General features: G+C 67.6%; 14 protein-coding genes and 2 pseudogenes. 13 read left to right on the top strand and 3 right to left on the bottom strand.

The genetic code is table 11. The features are described 5' to 3' along the window. The first annotated feature begins 7 nt into the window (after positions 1–7). From B3611_RS02830 to B3611_RS02805, 6 genes are read left to right on the top strand one after another with little or no spacing between them, the layout of a single operon-like run. A complete protein-coding gene (locus B3611_RS02830; RefSeq protein WP_291313559.1) occupies positions 8–1,096 on the top strand; it encodes a M24 family metallopeptidase in 1,089 nt (362 codons plus the stop codon). A 33-nt stretch (positions 1,097–1,129) separates the two neighbouring features. Beyond that, positions 1,130–1,852 carry an SDR family NAD(P)-dependent oxidoreductase gene (locus B3611_RS02825; RefSeq protein ID WP_291313558.1) on the top strand — a complete coding sequence of 241 codons (723 nt, stop codon included), beginning with the start codon at positions 1,130–1,132 and terminating at the stop codon, positions 1,850–1,852. 11 nt (positions 1,853–1,863) lie between these two features. Then, positions 1,864–3,066, top strand: coding sequence for a lipase family protein (locus B3611_RS02820; protein ID WP_291313557.1), 1,203 nt, complete (start codon positions 1,864–1,866; stop codon positions 3,064–3,066). A 9-nt stretch (positions 3,067–3,075) separates the two neighbouring features. Beyond that, on the top strand, positions 3,076–3,603 hold the full coding sequence (locus tag B3611_RS02815; protein ID WP_291313556.1) for an FxsA family protein: 528 nt from the start codon (positions 3,076–3,078) through the stop codon (positions 3,601–3,603). After that, positions 3,604–5,175 carry an apolipoprotein N-acyltransferase gene (gene lnt, locus B3611_RS02810; RefSeq protein ID WP_291313555.1) on the top strand — a complete coding sequence of 524 codons (1,572 nt, stop codon included), beginning with the start codon at positions 3,604–3,606 and terminating at the stop codon, positions 5,173–5,175. 13 nt (positions 5,176–5,188) lie between these two features. Further along, positions 5,189–6,175 carry a polyprenol monophosphomannose synthase gene (locus B3611_RS02805; protein WP_291313554.1) on the top strand — a complete coding sequence of 329 codons (987 nt, stop codon included), beginning with the start codon at positions 5,189–5,191 and terminating at the stop codon, positions 6,173–6,175. Positions 6,176–6,233: 58 nt separating this feature from the next. Here B3611_RS02805 and B3611_RS02800 read toward each other — a convergent pair whose 3' ends face one another. Beyond that, complete coding sequence (locus B3611_RS02800) at positions 6,234–6,614, bottom strand: RNA polymerase-binding protein RbpA (protein ID WP_291313553.1); 381 nt, start codon at positions 6,612–6,614, stop codon at positions 6,234–6,236. A 92-nt stretch (positions 6,615–6,706) separates the two neighbouring features. On the opposite strand from B3611_RS02800, the gene B3611_RS02795 reads away from it, so the two are divergent. Genes B3611_RS02795 through B3611_RS02785 form a run of 3 tightly spaced genes read left to right on the top strand, consistent with a single transcriptional unit; the run spans position 6,707 to position 8,066 of the window. Continuing rightward, a complete protein-coding gene (locus B3611_RS02795; RefSeq protein WP_414646289.1) occupies positions 6,707–7,045 on the top strand; it encodes a hypothetical protein in 339 nt (112 codons plus the stop codon). Continuing rightward, positions 7,042–7,755 (top strand): YceI family protein, encoded by a 714-nt coding sequence (locus tag B3611_RS02790; RefSeq protein ID WP_291313552.1) that lies wholly within the window; start codon positions 7,042–7,044, stop codon positions 7,753–7,755. The genes B3611_RS02795 and B3611_RS02790 overlap by 4 nt, the downstream gene beginning before the upstream one ends. 56 nt (positions 7,756–7,811) lie before the next feature. After that, positions 7,812–8,066: a DUF6968 family protein gene (locus tag B3611_RS02785; RefSeq protein ID WP_414646295.1), complete on the top strand. Its 255-nt coding sequence runs from the start codon at positions 7,812–7,814 to the stop codon at positions 8,064–8,066. Positions 8,067–8,134: 68 nt separating this feature from the next. Here the strand turns inward: B3611_RS02785 and B3611_RS02780 are convergent, their stop codons facing one another. Next, positions 8,135–8,980, bottom strand: a complete 846-nt coding sequence (locus B3611_RS02780; RefSeq protein WP_291313550.1) for an alpha/beta fold hydrolase — start codon at positions 8,978–8,980, stop codon at positions 8,135–8,137. Between the two features lie 119 nt (positions 8,981–9,099). On the opposite strand from B3611_RS02780, the gene B3611_RS02775 reads away from it, so the two are divergent. Next, positions 9,100–10,020 carry an NAD-dependent epimerase/dehydratase family protein gene (locus B3611_RS02775; RefSeq protein WP_291313549.1) on the top strand — a complete coding sequence of 307 codons (921 nt, stop codon included), beginning with the start codon at positions 9,100–9,102 and terminating at the stop codon, positions 10,018–10,020. On the opposite strand, the gene B3611_RS02770 is transcribed toward B3611_RS02775, so the two are convergent. Next, a complete protein-coding gene (locus tag B3611_RS02770; protein WP_291313548.1) occupies positions 10,017–11,321 on the bottom strand; it encodes an SAM-dependent methyltransferase in 1,305 nt (434 codons plus the stop codon). The genes B3611_RS02775 and B3611_RS02770 overlap by 4 nt on opposite strands. Positions 11,322–11,450: 129 nt before the next feature. On the opposite strand from B3611_RS02770, the gene B3611_RS02765 reads away from it, so the two are divergent. From B3611_RS02765 to grcA2, 3 genes and pseudogenes are all read left to right on the top strand, one after another. Next, positions 11,451–12,851 carry an NAD(P)/FAD-dependent oxidoreductase gene (locus B3611_RS02765; protein ID WP_291313547.1) on the top strand — a complete coding sequence of 467 codons (1,401 nt, stop codon included), beginning with the start codon at positions 11,451–11,453 and terminating at the stop codon, positions 12,849–12,851. 64 nt (positions 12,852–12,915) lie between these two features. Continuing rightward, positions 12,916–14,904, top strand: a pseudogene (locus B3611_RS02760) (pyruvate formate lyase family protein); the annotation flags it as partial. Next, positions 14,884–15,477: pseudogene (grcA2, locus tag B3611_RS10170) on the top strand (autonomous glycyl radical cofactor GrcA2). The pseudogenes B3611_RS02760 and grcA2, both read left to right, overlap by 21 nt. Positions 15,478–15,485: the final 8 nt, after the last annotated feature.

Below are 15,485 nucleotides of genomic sequence, written 5' to 3'. Positions count from 1 at the left end.
TGGGCGCATGGCACCGACTACCTTCCCCGCCCACGTGTACGCCCGCCGTCTCGGGGAGGTGGGCCGGGCGGTCGTCGACAAGCGCCTCGGCGGAGTGGTCATCGGGACCGGACCGGAACTGGCGTACCTCACCGGCTCGTGGGCCGACACCCACGAGCGCCTGACCGCCCTCGTGGTGGGCCCCGGTGGGCAGGCGAGGCTCGTGGTGCCCTCGACCGATGCCGGCAGCGTCAGCGTGCCGGGTGTCGACATCGTCGGGTGGCGCGACGGCGAGAACCCGTACGCGCTTGTCGCCGCGGTGCTGGGGGAGGGACCGGTGGGACTAGGGTCCTCGCTCACGGCAGACCACGTCCTGCGCCTGCAGGAGCACGCGGGCCCGACGGTGCTGGCCGCCGCGGCCCTGGAGGGGGTCCTCACCGCGAAGGATCCCGCCGAGATCGGGCAGCTGCGCGAGGCGGCGAGCGCGATCGACCGCGTCCACGCACAGGTCCCGGGCCTGCTTGCCCCCGGGCGGACAGAGAACGAGGTCGCCCGCGACATCGAAGAGCTCATCCTCGCCGGGCACGACACCGTTGACTTCGTCATTGTCGGCTCGGGACCCAACGGGGCCAACCCGCACCACGAGCATTCCGACCGCGAACTGCGCCCGGGGGACCCGGTGGTCGTGGACATCGGTGGCAGCCTGGGAGCCGGCTACCATTCCGACTGCACCCGTACCTACCAGGTCGGGGTAACCGAGGATGCGGACTTCCTCCGCGCCTACTCCGTTCTGCAGCGCGCACAGGATGAGGCGGTACGCGCCGCGCGGCCCGGGATGCGGGCGGGCGAGCTCGACGCGGTGGCCCGGGGGGTCATCGAGTCCGCCGGATACGGCGGGTACTTCACGCACCGGCTCGGCCACGGCATCGGGCTCGCGCTCCACGAGGCTCCCTTCCTCGCCCCCGGTGAGGAGATGGTGTTGCGCGAGGGCATGGCGTTTTCCATCGAGCCCGGAATCTACGTTCCCGGAAAGTGGGGGATGCGCATCGAGGACATCGTCGTGCTCGGCCCGGACGGTGCCCAGCGACTCAACAGCGCGCCCCGCCACCTGCGCTGAGGTGGGGCGCTTCACTGCAATACACTTGGGGCCATGACCAACGGCACCCTTCTCGTCCTCGGCGGCACCAGCGACATCGGCGGCGAGGTGGCGCTGCGGATGTGCGCGGGGCGCGAGGTGGTGCTCGCGGTGCGGGACCCGGCGCGGGGGAGGGACGTCGCTAAGCGGATGCTGGAAGCCGGGGCCGCGGGAGCGCGCTGCGTGGCCTTCGAGGCGGCCGACCTTGAATCCCACCGGCGCGTGATCGCCGAGGCGGGGGATGTCACGACCGCCGTCGTCGCTTTCGGGGTGCTCGGTGACCAGGAGCTCGCGGAGCACGACGAGCGGGAGGCGGCGCGCATCGCGACAATCGACTACCTCGCGCAGGTCAACGCCCTGACGGTACTGGCGGACACGATGCAGCGCGGGGAGATTTTCGCGTTCTCCTCCATCGCGGGGTGGCGCGCGCGCCGGGCCAACTACGTCTACGGATCCACCAAGGCGGGCCTCGACGCCTTCTGCCAGGGTCTCGCCGACCGCCTCCACGGCACCGGCGTCAAGCTCATCACCGCGCGTCCCGGATTCGTCATCGGGTCCATGACGGAGGGGATGAAGCCGGCCATCATGTCGGTCACCCCCGACGCGGTCGCGGACGCGGTCGTCGCCGCTGCGGTGCGGAAGGGGAGCGCCACGGTGTGGATCCCCCGGCAGCTGCGGCTGCTGGCCTGGGTCATGCGGGCCGTGCCCCGCCCGATCTGGCGCCGCATGCCGCGCTGACGGAGGGCGCGATGTACTCCTTTGTCGCCCGCGCGAGCGCGCCCTACCTCGTGGACGCGTTGAACTTCTCGCCCCGCACGGACCCCGACTTCGGTGCCTCGACGTGGCTCACCGGCGTCACCCCGGGAACGCTCCTCGACGCCACAGAGGTCACCCCCGTTGGGCTGCGCACCCGCCTCAACCCGGCTGTCGCGCACCGCATCACCTACGCCACCTCCGAGACACGCAACCGCTGCCTCACCGCCACCGGCGCCGTCATCCGCTCGCGGGTCCCGTGGGCGGGAAGGGGGCCGCGGCCCACCGTCGCCTTCGCCCCGTCCACCCAGGGTGTCGCGCCGCGCTGCGATCCCTCCTACTCCTGCACCGTCGGCCTGGCCGTGCGCACCCGGCCCCTCGACGCCATCGCCGCCTACGAGCAGCCCGTGATCAGCCTGCTCATCGCCGCGGGGGCGGACGTGGTGCTTACCGATTACCCCCGTGACCCGCAGGAGAACGTCCAGCTTTACTGTGACCACGCCTCCGGGGCCCGCGCCCTCGCCGATGCGGTGCGGGCGGCCGGGGAGCTCGGTGTGGGCACCGAGAACCTCGGTTTGTGGGGGTACTCCCAGGGGGGCGGGGCAATCGGCGCCTGGCTCGAACGGCCCGAATACACCCCGGAGCTCCAGCCGCTCGCCGCCGTCGTGGGCGCGCCCCCGGCCGACCTCGCCGCCGTGCTCGCGCACGTGGAGGGTTCGCTGGTGGGGGTGGTGGCGCTCTACGCGGTGGCTGGCCTGGTTGCGTGGAGCGACGACATCGCCCGGGAACTGGTCACCCACCTGAGCCCGGAGGGGATCGCGGCGGTGAGCGATGCCGGACGCGTCTGCGCCATCGGCGCCGCGCTCGGCGGGCGCTGGGCCAGGACGGAGAAGTGGACCTCTTCCGGGGTGCGCATGACCGCCCTGTTGGAGAGCCTGCCCCACACCGGGGCGCGCCTGGACGAGATGGACCTCGGGCACCGACGCCCGCTCGCGGTGCCCACGCGGTTGTGGGGTGCGCTCAACGACGACGTCATCCCCTACCGCAGTGTGGAGCGCCTCTCGCGGCAGTGGGGTGTCAGCCTGCAGACGCGTCGCCTGCCACGCATCCCGGGGCGCACGGGCGCCAACCACATCCTCCCGTACTTCTCGCACGCACCGGCAGACGTGAAATGGCTCATCGCCAAGCTCGGCGGGTAGTCTGGCCGCATGCCGCTCGTACTTTTCGCGTACTTCGCCATCGAGGTGCTCGCTTTCATCGGAGTCGCCCATTTCATCGGTATCGGCTGGGCCTTCTTTGCGGTGTTCGCGCTGTCCGCCCTGGGCGGCCTGGCGGCGAACGTCTCGCTGCGCAATGCGCTGAGCCGCACCGCCGGCGGCCGCGAATCGCTGGGCAACCTCGCCGGCGACAGTGCCATCCTGATGACGGGCTGGGTCCTGTGCATCCTGCCGGGGTTCGTCTCCTCCGCGCTGGGCCTGCTGATGATCTTCCCGCCGACGCGTTCCCTCATGCGTCGCAGCCTCACCGCCCGGGCCCGCGCCTCCGTGGAGCGCTTCGGCATGCGCGTGTATTCCTCCACGCCGATGGCGCAGCGCCGCACCACCTATGGTTCCTTTACCGGGGCGGGGGACCCGCAGGTCATCGATGCCGACGAGCTCGAGCAGTGGTACCGCGCGGACAGCGCGACCTATGAGGACCGCCCGAACCGCGGGGACGAGTCCGGGGGAAAGCGCTAGGTGGCCGCGCTCCTCCGCTTCACCCTCGCGGCCGTATCGGGCGCGCTCGTCTACTACTCCTATGAGCCCCACGGCCTGTGGGTTCTGGGAATCGCGGGCGTCGCGGTGTTCCTCTTCTCCCTCGCACCGTGGCCGGAGGAGTGGACGCGCCTGTTTGCGCCGGCATCGCGGCCCACCGCCGGATGGGGAGCACTGCTCGGCTTCACCCACGCACTGTTCCTGTACCTGTTCCTCCTGCCGTGGATAGGTGAGTTCGTGGGCGCGGCCCCCTACATCGCCCTCGCGGTTTTCCTCGCCCTCTACTCCATACCGGTGGGGATTTTCGGGGTGCTCCTCACCCGGCGCCCATTCGGATTCGCGATCTTCCCGCTGGTGTACCTCGCGTGGGAGTTTCTCCGTTCCAGCGCTCCCTTCGGCGGGTTTCCGTGGGTGCGCCTCGCGTGGGGCCAGATCGACGGCCCGCTGCGCCACCTCGCCGCGTGGGGAGGCCCCGCCCTCGTCACCCTCGCAGCCACCTTCACCGCCTGCGGGGTGGTCGCGCTCCTTGCTTCGCGACGCCTCACCCAGCGCCTCACCGCACTCGCGTGCGCCCTGGTGCCCGCGGTTCTCTCACTCGCCGCCGGCGTGTCGACCCCGGGGGCCGAGCACGAGACGGGACGCGCCACGGTTTCCGCTGTGCAGGGCAACGTCCCCCGCATGGGGCTCGACTTCAACTCCCAACGCCGCGCGGTCCTGGCCAACCACACCCGAGAGACGGAGCGCCTGGCCAGTTCCGGGATGAAGCCCGACTTCGTGGTCTGGCCCGAGAATTCCTCGGATGTCAACCCCTTCACGGACTCCGACGCCGCCGCGCTCGTCCGCGAGGCCGTGGACGCGGTCGGTGTTCCCGTTCTGGTGGGCACCATCACCCGCGACGAAGTGGGCCCGCGCAACACAATGGTGGTGTTCAACCCGGACGGTTCTACGGGGGATTACCACCACAAGAAGTTCCTCCAGCCGTTCGGGGAGTACATGCCGATGCGCGACTTCTTCCGGCGCCTCTCGTCCTATGTGGACCTGGCGGGGGACTTCAAGCCCGGAACGGGCGACGGGACGGTGCACATCGCGGGCACAACCCTTGGCATAGCCACGTGTTACGAAGTTGCCGTCGACGCGGCCTACCGCAGCGCGGTGGATGCCGGGGCCCAGATCCTCGCGACGCCGACCAACAACGCCACCTTCGGGTTCACCGACATGACCTACCAGCAGATGGCCATGAGCCGGATGCGCGCCATCGAGACGGACCGCGCCGTCGTCGTCGCGGCCACCTCGGGGTCGTCGGCCATCATCCACCCCGACGGCAGTCTCTCCCGGCGTACCGGCATCTTCGAGCCGGCGCGCATCACGGAGGAGCTGCCCCTGCGGGACTCGGTCACTCCGGCGGTGCGCCACGGCGCTGCCCTGGAGTGGGCGCTGGTTGCCGCCGGGGTGGCTGCAATGGCGTGGGCCGCGCTCGGAGGCGAGTATGCTGCCAGGAAGACGTCCTGGGTGGGTCGGCGGTTCCGTCGCGCCCGCCGTGACCGCATGAATTAAAGGAGAAGCACCCATGGCGAACACCACCCTGGTGATCATCCCGACCTACAACGAGGTGGACAACCTCCCACTCATCGTCGACCGCGTCCTCACCGCCCAGTCCGGGGTGGATCTGCTGGTCGTCGACGACAACTCCCCGGACGGGACCGGTGCGAAGGCGGATGAGCTGGCTGCAGCCCATCCCGAGGTCAACGTCGTGCACCGGGCCGGCAAGGAGGGGCTCCTCGCCGCCTACCGCGAGGGTTTCCAATGGGGCCTCGGCCGCGGGTACGAGGTCATTTGCCAAATGGACGCGGACGGCTCCCACGCCCCGGAAGAACTCGGGCGGCTGCTCGACGGGATCGCCCAAGGTGCCGACCTGGTCATCGGCTCGCGCTACGTCAAGGGTGGGGAAGTGAAGAACTGGCCCCGCAACCGTTACCTGCTCTCCAAACTGGGCAACCGCTACATCGCGCTCGCCCTGGGTGAGGATGTCGCCGACATGACCGCCGGCTACCGCGCCTTCCGCCGCGAGGTCCTCGAGACGATCGACCTGGGTTCGCTGTCCCGCAAGGGCTACATCTTTCAGGTCGACCTCGCGCGCAAGGCGGTCGAGCAGGGTTTCGATGTCCGCGAGGTGCCCATCACCTTCGAGGACCGCACGCTGGGCGAGTCGAAGCTGGACGCGAGCTTCGCGGGTGAGTCCCTCGTCGAGGTGACCAAGTGGGGAGTGGAGAAGAAATCCACCTTCGTCCGCGAGGGGGCGAGGGAGGCGGGCAAGCTCCTGCGCTACGAGGTGGACCACTCCGGGTTGTGGAAGCTGCGTCGCCGAGCCGGCGAGGTGCCTGAGCTCGTGATAAACATGATCGCCGAGGGCGGCAAACTGGCCGGTTACGAACTCCGGCACGCCGGCGCGGGGGACCTGCCCCGCAAGGCTGCCCGCGCCGCGGACGCGGCCGTGGAACTTGTGCGCGAGGGAGTGCGCCTCGGTGAGCACGAGGTGGGCGGCCACACCCGGTAGTCCCTCCATGAACGCCGAAAGCCCGGACCCTGCGGGGATCCGGGCTTTTATCTCGCGCTTAGGCGTTCTTCTGGGCTTCCTGCTGTTCCTTGGCCAGGCGGGCGGCGGTCCGGCGGCGCTTGCGCAGCTGCTCCAGGCGCTCCTCGAGGAGCACATCAAGCTCCTCGATGGTGCGGCGCTCCCGCAGCATGTCCCAGTGCGTGCGCGGGGGCTTCACGGGCTTGGCCTCGACGCCCTCACCCTCAATGAGGACACCGACCTGCCCGTTCTTGCACATCCACTCGCCGGGAATATCGGCGTCGTCGGCGAAGGGCACGTCGAAAATCTCACCGCTCGGGGTGCGGTACTTCGCCATCTGGCGCGGCGCGAGATCGTGGTCACGGTCAGTCTCGTAGCTCACGGCGCCCATCCGACTTCCGCGCAAAACACGATCAGCCATGCTGTTGAATCCCTTCCCTCGGTTAACCAGTCGTTCCAGTATAACGCCCGCGTGGCTCGAATTGTTCCCGCCGCCTGTACTAGGATGAGCCCGTGTCGGGCTATGGAACGTCAGGGATCCGCACCTGTGAATGGTGCGGGGCCGAGCTACCCGAGCAGCAGGGAAGAGGGCGCAGGCGGCGTTTCTGCGGGAACTCGTGCAAGCAGCGCGCCTACGAACAGCGCCACAATGTCGCGGGAAGCTCCATCCCGCAAAACGCCGTGATACTTCACCCCGACAAAGCCGCCGCCATGAGCGATAGACTGTTTGAATTACGGTGCGCCGCGGAGGATATCGCCACCGCTCACGGCGAGGGCGCGAGCACCGAGGAAATTCGTCACCTCTGTGACGAATTGGTCACGATTGCCAGGAAGTTGGAGAAAATAAGGTGAAACCGGTTGACAGCCCCCAGCGCTCGCGCAGGCCGATCATTATCGCGGTCCTGGTGGCCATCGTCCTATTGGTGGGTATCGCATTCTTCCCGCTTGCCCGGGCGTTCTTCGCCGGCGGCCACGGAGTCAAGACCGAGGGCATCGACGCGTCCAAGCTCCATGCGGCATCCACGGATATCGACGGCACGTGGGAGGTGACGAAGAAACCGGGGTCCAACGAGTCCTCGGCGGGATTCACCTTCTTCGAAATCCTGCCGGCCGAGCGTCGCGTCACATCGGGTTCAACGCGCAACGTTTCGGGCTCCGTCGTCATCGACGGCGGCACGCTGCAGTCCGGTGACATCAAGGTCGACGTGTCCACTCTGACGACGGACAGCGATGTCCGCGACAAAAACGTCCGCACCAAGATCCTCACCACCGACGAGTACCCGGACGCAACCTTCACGCTGACGCAGCCCGCGGATGTCTCGGCACTGCCGGACGACGGTACCGTCGCGCCCGTCGATTTGACGGGCGATCTCACCATCCGTGGTCAGACGCGCGGCGTGACCCAGCAGTTCGATGTCGCACGCTCGGGCAAGGACATCATCGTCGCGGGCACCATTCCGATCAAGCGTGCGGACTACGGGGTGGAAACTCCCGAGTTCGTCGCGGCGAAGATCGCGGACGAGGGTGAGGTCAACATTAGGGTGAAACTCGAGAAGAAGTAGCAGACCCGAATTAGGGCCGTTAATACGTCACGTTACTAAAAGGATCGGTGGAAACGATGGTGGGGACGGAGATTATTGCCCGCCGGACCTACCGCGACAGCTCCGGGGAATTCTCCGTCGGGTTGCGTCAGCCGTACCGCGACGGAGATGACTGGTTCTGCGACGTGTTCACTGAGGGGCTCGGCGACGAAGCGGTAAGCGTCGGTGGCGTTGACGCACTCCAGGCGATCCGCTTGACGCTTGAGGTCGTGGACGCGATCGTGGAGTCGCGCCCGGGCGCAGAATCCATGGGTATTAACGGAATCTTCTGAAATTGTCCGATAATGTACATTATGTCAAGTAAACGGCCGTGGCGCACTCCCCCCGCACCTCGGCCCCGCTAGTTCTCCAGGAAATCCAGCAGGATCCTGTTGAACTCGCCGGCGTGGCTCACAGCCAGCCCGTGGGGCGCATCCTTGATTACCTCAAGGCGGCTTCCCTCGATCGCCTCGTGTGTGCGCTTGCCGGATCCCTCGAACGGAACCGTCTGGTCACCGTCGCCGTGGATGACGAGGGCCGGGACGGTGACGGCCCCGAGGTCACTTCGGAAATCGGTCGTGCCAAAGGCATCGAGGCACTGGAGGGCGGCTTTCTGGTCGGATTCGAGAGCTTGGGCGACAGCCTCCTGCCGCTGCTCCTCACTCACCTTGAGGCTGCTGGCCAGGCCCGCGAGTTTCGGCGTGGAAAAGAACTCCCTGGAAAAGCTCTCGAAGAACTTTTCGCGGTCCTTCTCGAGGCCCTCCCGCATTTTAACCGCCGTCTTCTGGTCCAGCGGGCCCTCCGGGTTGTCCGGCATCTTGGCGAGGTACGGCGGGACGGCCGCGGCGAAGACCACCGAGTGGATGCGGTCGGAGCCGTAGCGGGACATGTAGCGGGCCACTTCCCCGCCGCCCATGGAAAATCCCACGAGCGTGACATCGCGCAGGTCGCGGGCCTCGAGGAGACCGTGGAGGTCGCTGGCGAGGGTGTCGTAGTTGTACCCGTCGGCGGGTTTCTCCGACGAGCCGAAACCGCGGCGATCGTAGGTGATGACGCGGTAGCTCGGTGTCAGGGCCTCCACCTGCGCCTTCCATGATTGGGCGTTGAGCGGCCAGCCGTGGATCAGAACCACAGGACGGCCCTCGCCCTTTTCTTCCACGTTGAGGTTGAGGGCCCCGGTGTCGGTTGTCACGGTGATGAGGGTCATTGGGCGTCTCCTTTGTTGGGTGGTGCGCCGCGCGAAGGGCACTCCCGCCCACGGTAGCGTAATGCACCCGGTGGTAACGGGGCCTACGCTCGGAGACCCAGAATCGAAAGGACTTACCTATGCAAACCATCCTCGGAGCCGGCGGGCCCATTGCGGACGAACTCGCCCGGGAGATCCACGCTCGGTTTACACCGGAACTGCGCTTGGTCAGCCGCAACCCCTCCAAGGTCAACACCTCCGATGAGCTGGCGCCCGCCGATCTCACGGACGCGGCAGCCACGTCTCGTGCCGTCGCGGGCAGCGACATCGCCTACTTCACAGCGGGACTGCCCATGGACTCCGGGGCGTGGGAGGAAAAGTTCCCCGCGATGATGCGCAACGCCATCGACGCGTGCGCCGAGCACGGCACCCGGCTCGTCTTCTTCGACAACACCTACATGTACCCCGGCACCCCAACGCCGCAGACCGAGGAGACCGCGTTCGCGCCCAACGGACGCAAGGGGCGGGTGCGCGCCCGCCTTGCGACGATGCTCCTCGATGCCATGGGCAAGGGCGAACTGGAGGCCATGATCTGCCGCGCCCCGGAGTTCTACGGCCCCGGCAAGACGAAGAGCCTTACCAACCAGATGGTCTTCGACAGGATCCGCGGCGGCAAACGGCCTTTCGTGCCGCTCAACGCGCATGCGAAGCGATCCCTCATCTGGACCCCCGATGCATCGCGCGCCATGGCGCTGCTGGGCAACACCCACGACGCCTTCGGTCAAACGTGGCACCTGCCCATTGACACGCAACGCAGGACCTACGCAGAGCTCGTAGCCATCGCCTCGGAGGTGACCGGCCGCTCCATCGGCTACACCGTCCTGCCGTTGCCGGTGTTCACAATCGGTGGGCGGTTCGCCCAACCACTGCGGGAAGTACGGGAGCTTCTCCCCCGGTACAGGGATAACAACATCTTCGACACATCAAAGTTCAACGCACGCTTCCCGGATTTCCGCGTCACCACCTACCGCGAGGGCGTGGAAAGCCTCTTCGCCGGCTAACGGTGCCGGCTGCGCGGTGCGAAGGTGAGCTGGACCAGGTCGGTCATCGCGCACCGCGCCAGCGCCTCGCGTAACGCGAACTGCCACTGCCACAGGCGGCGATACACCACGTCGAAGCCGTCCGCGGCCGCCTCCCGCAGATGCGTGTCAAACGTCAGGCGCTGCAGCCGCAGCGACGCCGCGAGGTGGTCCGGGGCGTGGGTCTCCCCGATCACGCGGAGGCCCGTGCCGCGATCGATCATCCGGGCGATTTCCTCGGGCGTCGAGAAGCTCAGGCCCGGCCAGACATAGGCCCGCATGCTTTCCACCGCGGCATCGGCGGCGGCGTTGTAGGCCCCCGTCCGCGTGACAGTCTGCAGGACCGCGCGCCCTCCCGGCTCGAGCAGGTTGCCCAGGATGGCCAGGTACCGGGTTTTGTCGCGCGGGGCGAGGGTCTCGAGCTTCTCCACCGACACTGCCGCGTCGTAGTAGCCCCGCCGCCTCGTGCCGGCTGCGGCGTCGCGCTCAACGCGGACGGCGTCGCGCACCCCGGCGAGGGTCAGCCTCTCCTCGAGGGCCCGGGCGGTGCCGGGGTCGGGTGTGATGCAGTCCACCGTGGCGCGCCGCCGGGCAGCCTCGATGGCCACCGCCCCGCCGGAGGCCGGGTACTCCACCAGGTGCGTTCCGGGGCCGGCGGAGCTCGAGTCGAGGAGCATCTCCACCGTTCGGTGCTGCGCGTGGGCGAGGTCCTCGCGTCCCGCCTCCAGGGGCGCGCCGATGGAGGTCACATCGACGAAGTGGGCGGCGGGCCTGTTGCCCCTCCCCGCCCCCGGGGCAAAGGACTTCACCCGTGTGCGCTCCGTCGTGGGCACGCCGGTGGCGAAGTGGCCGGTGAACGCGCTCATTCCGTCACCGGCGTAGTGCTGCACCAGCTCCGGGGGCACGTCGCCCCCCGCACTCTCGGCGAACCCGGCCTTGGCCGTGTTCCGCGGGCGGTAGCCGGCGGAGATGAGGGACGCGAGGACGTCGACAAGCGAATCCGTGCTCCCCGTCGACCACTCTCCCGCCATGTACCCCTCCGCGAGCCCCACCCAGCCGCTCTCCCCGATCCGGGCAAACAGCTCGGCGCGCTCCACCACGACATCCGCCCCGGCTTCGGGATCCAGCTCGATGCCGGCCTGGGCGCAGGCCTTCGCGAAGGCCCTCTCCGCCGCCCGCGCCTTCACACCCGCCATCCACCCCGAGGGCACCGTCGCCACACCGGGCCACGCCGCCTCGTCGACGGCGGTCAGGTGCGGGGAGGACAGGCGCGCAGAAACCACGCAACCACCATAAACCCCGCCCGGCCGCGGGTCGGTGAGGCACGTCGGGGCCAGGAATAGACGATTTCCACCCGGGGCGTAGGATGGTCCCGGCAGATCTAGTACTTGACGATCAAGGAGACAACATCCATGGCTGATTCGGCCGTACGCCCGGCGGGCAACCGCCACCATGTAGTGATCATCGGCGCCGGTTTCGGCGGCATGTTCGCGGCCCGCGAGCTGGCGGACGCCGATGTGGATATCACTCTCGTTAACCGCACGAACCACCACCTCTTCGCGCCTCTTCTCTACCAGGTGGCCACCGGCCTGTTGTCCACCGGCGAGATCGCGACCTCGGTCCACCAGATCCTCGCCGACCAGGACAACGTCTCCGTCGTGCGCGGTAACGTCACCGACATCGACGTCGACGCCCAGACCGTGGCCTTCAGCGAGGGCGAGTACTCGCGCGAGCTCGCCTACGACTCCCTCATCGTCGCCGCCGGCGCGGGCCAGTCCTACTTCGGCAACGACCAGTTCGCCGAGTTCGCCCCCGGCCTGAAGACGCTCGACAACGCCCTCGAGATCCGCGCCCGCCTCATCACCGCCTTCGAGCGCGCCGAACTGGCCGAGACCGCCGAGGAGCGCGATCGCCACCTCACCTTCGTCATCGTCGGCGCGGGCCCCACCGGTGTCGAGCTCGCCGGGCAGATCGCGGAGATGGCCCACCGCTCCTTCGACGGGCAGTACTCCAACTTCGTCCCCGCCCAGGCCAAGATCGTGCTTATCGACGGCCTCCCCCAGGTGCTTCCCCCCTTCGGCAAGCGCCTCGGCAAGAAGGCGCAGCGCGAGCTGGAGAAGAAGGGCGTCACCGTCGTGCTCAACGCGATGGTGACCAACGTGGATGCCGACACCGTGACCTACAAGGACACCAAGTCCGGCCAGGAAACCACCCTGGAGTCCAAGACCAAGATCTGGTCCGCCGGCGTCCAGGCCTCCCCGCTGGGCAAGCTCGTTGCTGAGCAGGTCGGTGTCGAGGCCGAGCGCAACGGCAAGGTCCCGGTCAACGCCGACCTGACCGTGGGCGACAAGTCCAACGTCTTCGTCATCGGCGACATGATGAGCCGCGACCGTCTCCCCGGTGTGGCCCAGGTGGCCATCCAGTCCGGTGAATATGTGGGCAAGATCATCAAGGAGCAGGTCGAGAACGATGTCGCTCCCGCCGACCGCGATGCCTTCCAGTACTTCGACAAGGGGTCCATGGCCATCGTCTCCCGCTTCAACGCCGTGGTGAAGATGGGCAAGGTCGAGATCGCCGGCTTCCTCGGCTGGGTCATGTGGCTCCTCGTCCACGTGTCCTTCCTGGTTGGCGCCCGCAACCGCCTCGTCTCCATGTTCACGTGGACCCTCAACGCGCTCAGCCCGAAGCGCTACAACCTGGCCACCACCCTGCAGCAGATGCACGGCCGCACGGCCCTGGAGAAGCTGGGCAAGCTCTCCGCCGACGAGTCCCGCACCCTCGACGAGACCCGCGACACCAACGGCGAGAACTAGTCCCCCGCCCCAACCCGGTTCCGGACCCCGGAGCCGGGTTTTCGCGTGCCCGCCCGCCTGGCAGATGGAAAACCACAGTCCTACACTGGGAGGAGAAGTGGTTGTCACCTTCCCGTTCCCGCGGGGTTCTGACTGCGAGAAAAGTTGGGTCACCCGCCCGCCGGGTGCCCGCCACTTCCGGATTCTCAAAGTGGAAAGGACGACACACCCAGTGACAGAAACAGACACGGACACACCGCGCCAGCAGGCGCCCGAGGCCCGGGATGCCTGGGAGGGTTTCACCCCCGGCCCCTGGATGGACTCGATCAACGTCCGCGACTTCATCCAGCGCAATTACACGCCCTACGACGGCGACGCCTCCTTCCTCTCCGGGCCGACGCAGAAGACGCGCGACCTGTGGAACCACCTCGACTCCACCTACCTGTCGGTGGAGCGCGAGCGCCGCGTCTACGATGTCGATACCAACACCCCGGCCGACATCGACGCCTTCCCGGCGGGCTACATCTCCCCGGACGACGACGTCATCGTGGGCCTGCAGACCGACGTCCCGACCAAGCGCGCCATGATGCCCAACGGCGGCTGGCGGATGGTGGAGCAGGCCATCAAGGAGGCAGGCAAGGAGATCAACCCGGAGATCAAGAAGGTCTACACCACCTACCGGAAGACCCACAACGACGCCGTCTTCGACATCTACACGCCCCGCATCCGCGCGGCGCGCTCCTCCCACATCATCACCGGCCTGCCCGACGCGTACGGCCGCGGGCGCATTATCGGCGATTACCGGCGCGTGGCGCTGTACGGCGTCGACAAGCTCATCGCCGAAAAGCAGGCCGCCAAGGATGCCCACATTGACCAGCCCTTCTCGGAGCACTGGGCGCGTTACCGCGAGGAACACTCCGAGCAGATCAAGGCGCTGAAGAAGCTGAAGAGGATGGCCGAGTCCTACGGGTTCGACATCTCGGGGCCCGCGCGGACCGCGCGCGAGGCCGTGCAGTGGACCTACTTCGGCTACCTCGCGTCGGTGAAGAGCCAGGACGGTGCCGCCATGTCCATCGGGCGTCTCTCCCCCTTCTTCGACATCTACTTCGAGCGGGACCTCGCCCGCGGTGAACTGACGGAGACCGACGCGCAGGAGATCATCGACGCGCTGATCATCAAGCTGCGCATCGTCCGGTTCCTGCGCACCGAGGACTACGACCAAATTTTCTCCGGTGACCCGTACTGGGCCACCTGGTCCGACGCCGGTTTCTCCGAGGACGGGCGCCACCAGGTGACCAAGACGTCCTTCCGCCTGCTGCAGACGCTGCGCAACCTCGGCCCGGCCCCCGAGCCCAACATCACGATCTTCTGGGACCCGACCCTTCCCGAGGGGTACAAGGAATTCTGCGCCGCGATCTCTATCGAGACCTCCTCGCTGCAGTACGAGTCGGACAAGCAGATCCGGGACAAGTGGGGCGACGACGCCGCCATCGCGTGCTGCGTGTCCCCCATGAAGGTGGGCAAGCAGATGCAGTTCTTCGGCGCCCGCGTCAACGCCGCGAAGTCCCTGCTCTACGCCATCAACGGCGGCCGCGACGAGGTGACCGGCAAGCAGGTCACGCAGGGCCACACCCCCATCGAGGGCGACGGGCCGCTCGACTTCGACGAGGTGTGGGAGAAGTACGAGCTCATGCTCGACTGGGTCATCGGGACCTACGTCGAGGCGCTCAACATCATCCACTACAGCCACGACAAGTACGCCTACGAGTCCATCGAGATGGCGCTGCACGACTCCGACATCGTGCGCACCATGGGTTGCGGCATCGCAGGCCTGTCCATCGTGGCGGACTCCCTCTCCGCCATCAAGTACGCCACCGTCACACCGGTGCGGGACGAGACGGGGCTGGTCGTGGACTACATCACCGAGGGTGACTTCCCCTTCTACGGCAACGACGACGACCGCGCCGACGACATCGCCGCGACGATCGTCCACACCATCATGGAGAAGATCAAGTCCATACCGATGTACCGCGACGCCATTCCGACCCAGTCGGTGCTGACCATCACCTCCAACGTGGTCTACGGCAAGGCCACCGGCTCATTCCCCTCCGGGCACAAGGCCGGAACTCCCTTTGCGCCGGGCGCCAACCCCGAGAACGGGACGGACAGCCACGGCATGGTCGCCTCCATGCTCTCCGTGGGCAAGCTCGACTACAACGATGCCCTCGACGGAATCTCGCTGACGAACACCATCACTCCGTCCGGCCTCGGCCGCACCAAGGACGAGCAGGTGGTGAACTTGGTCGGTGTCCTCGACGCCGGCTTCATCATGGACAACGCCGACGCCATCACCCAGAACGCATAACCCACCCACCACAATCAAGGAGTAACCAACATGTCCGCACAATCTTTCGACGACCGCCTCACCGCCATGCGCGCCTCCCGCGCCGAGCACCACATGGACTCCGGCCTCTACCACGCCAACATCAACGTCCTCGATGAGTCCACCCTCGAGGACGCGATGGAGCACCCGGAGAACTACCCCAACCTCACCGTCCGTGTTTCCGGCTACGCCGTGAACTTCGTCAAACTGACGAAAGAGCAGCAGCGCGACGTCATTTCGCGCACCTTCCACCAGGGCGCGTAAACTCGCGC

Source organism: Corynebacterium sp. UBA2622, from assembly GCF_002339505.1.
Lineage (GTDB): Bacteria > Actinomycetota > Actinomycetes > Mycobacteriales > Mycobacteriaceae > Corynebacterium.
This window is presented reverse-complemented; position numbering and strand designations above follow the sequence as displayed.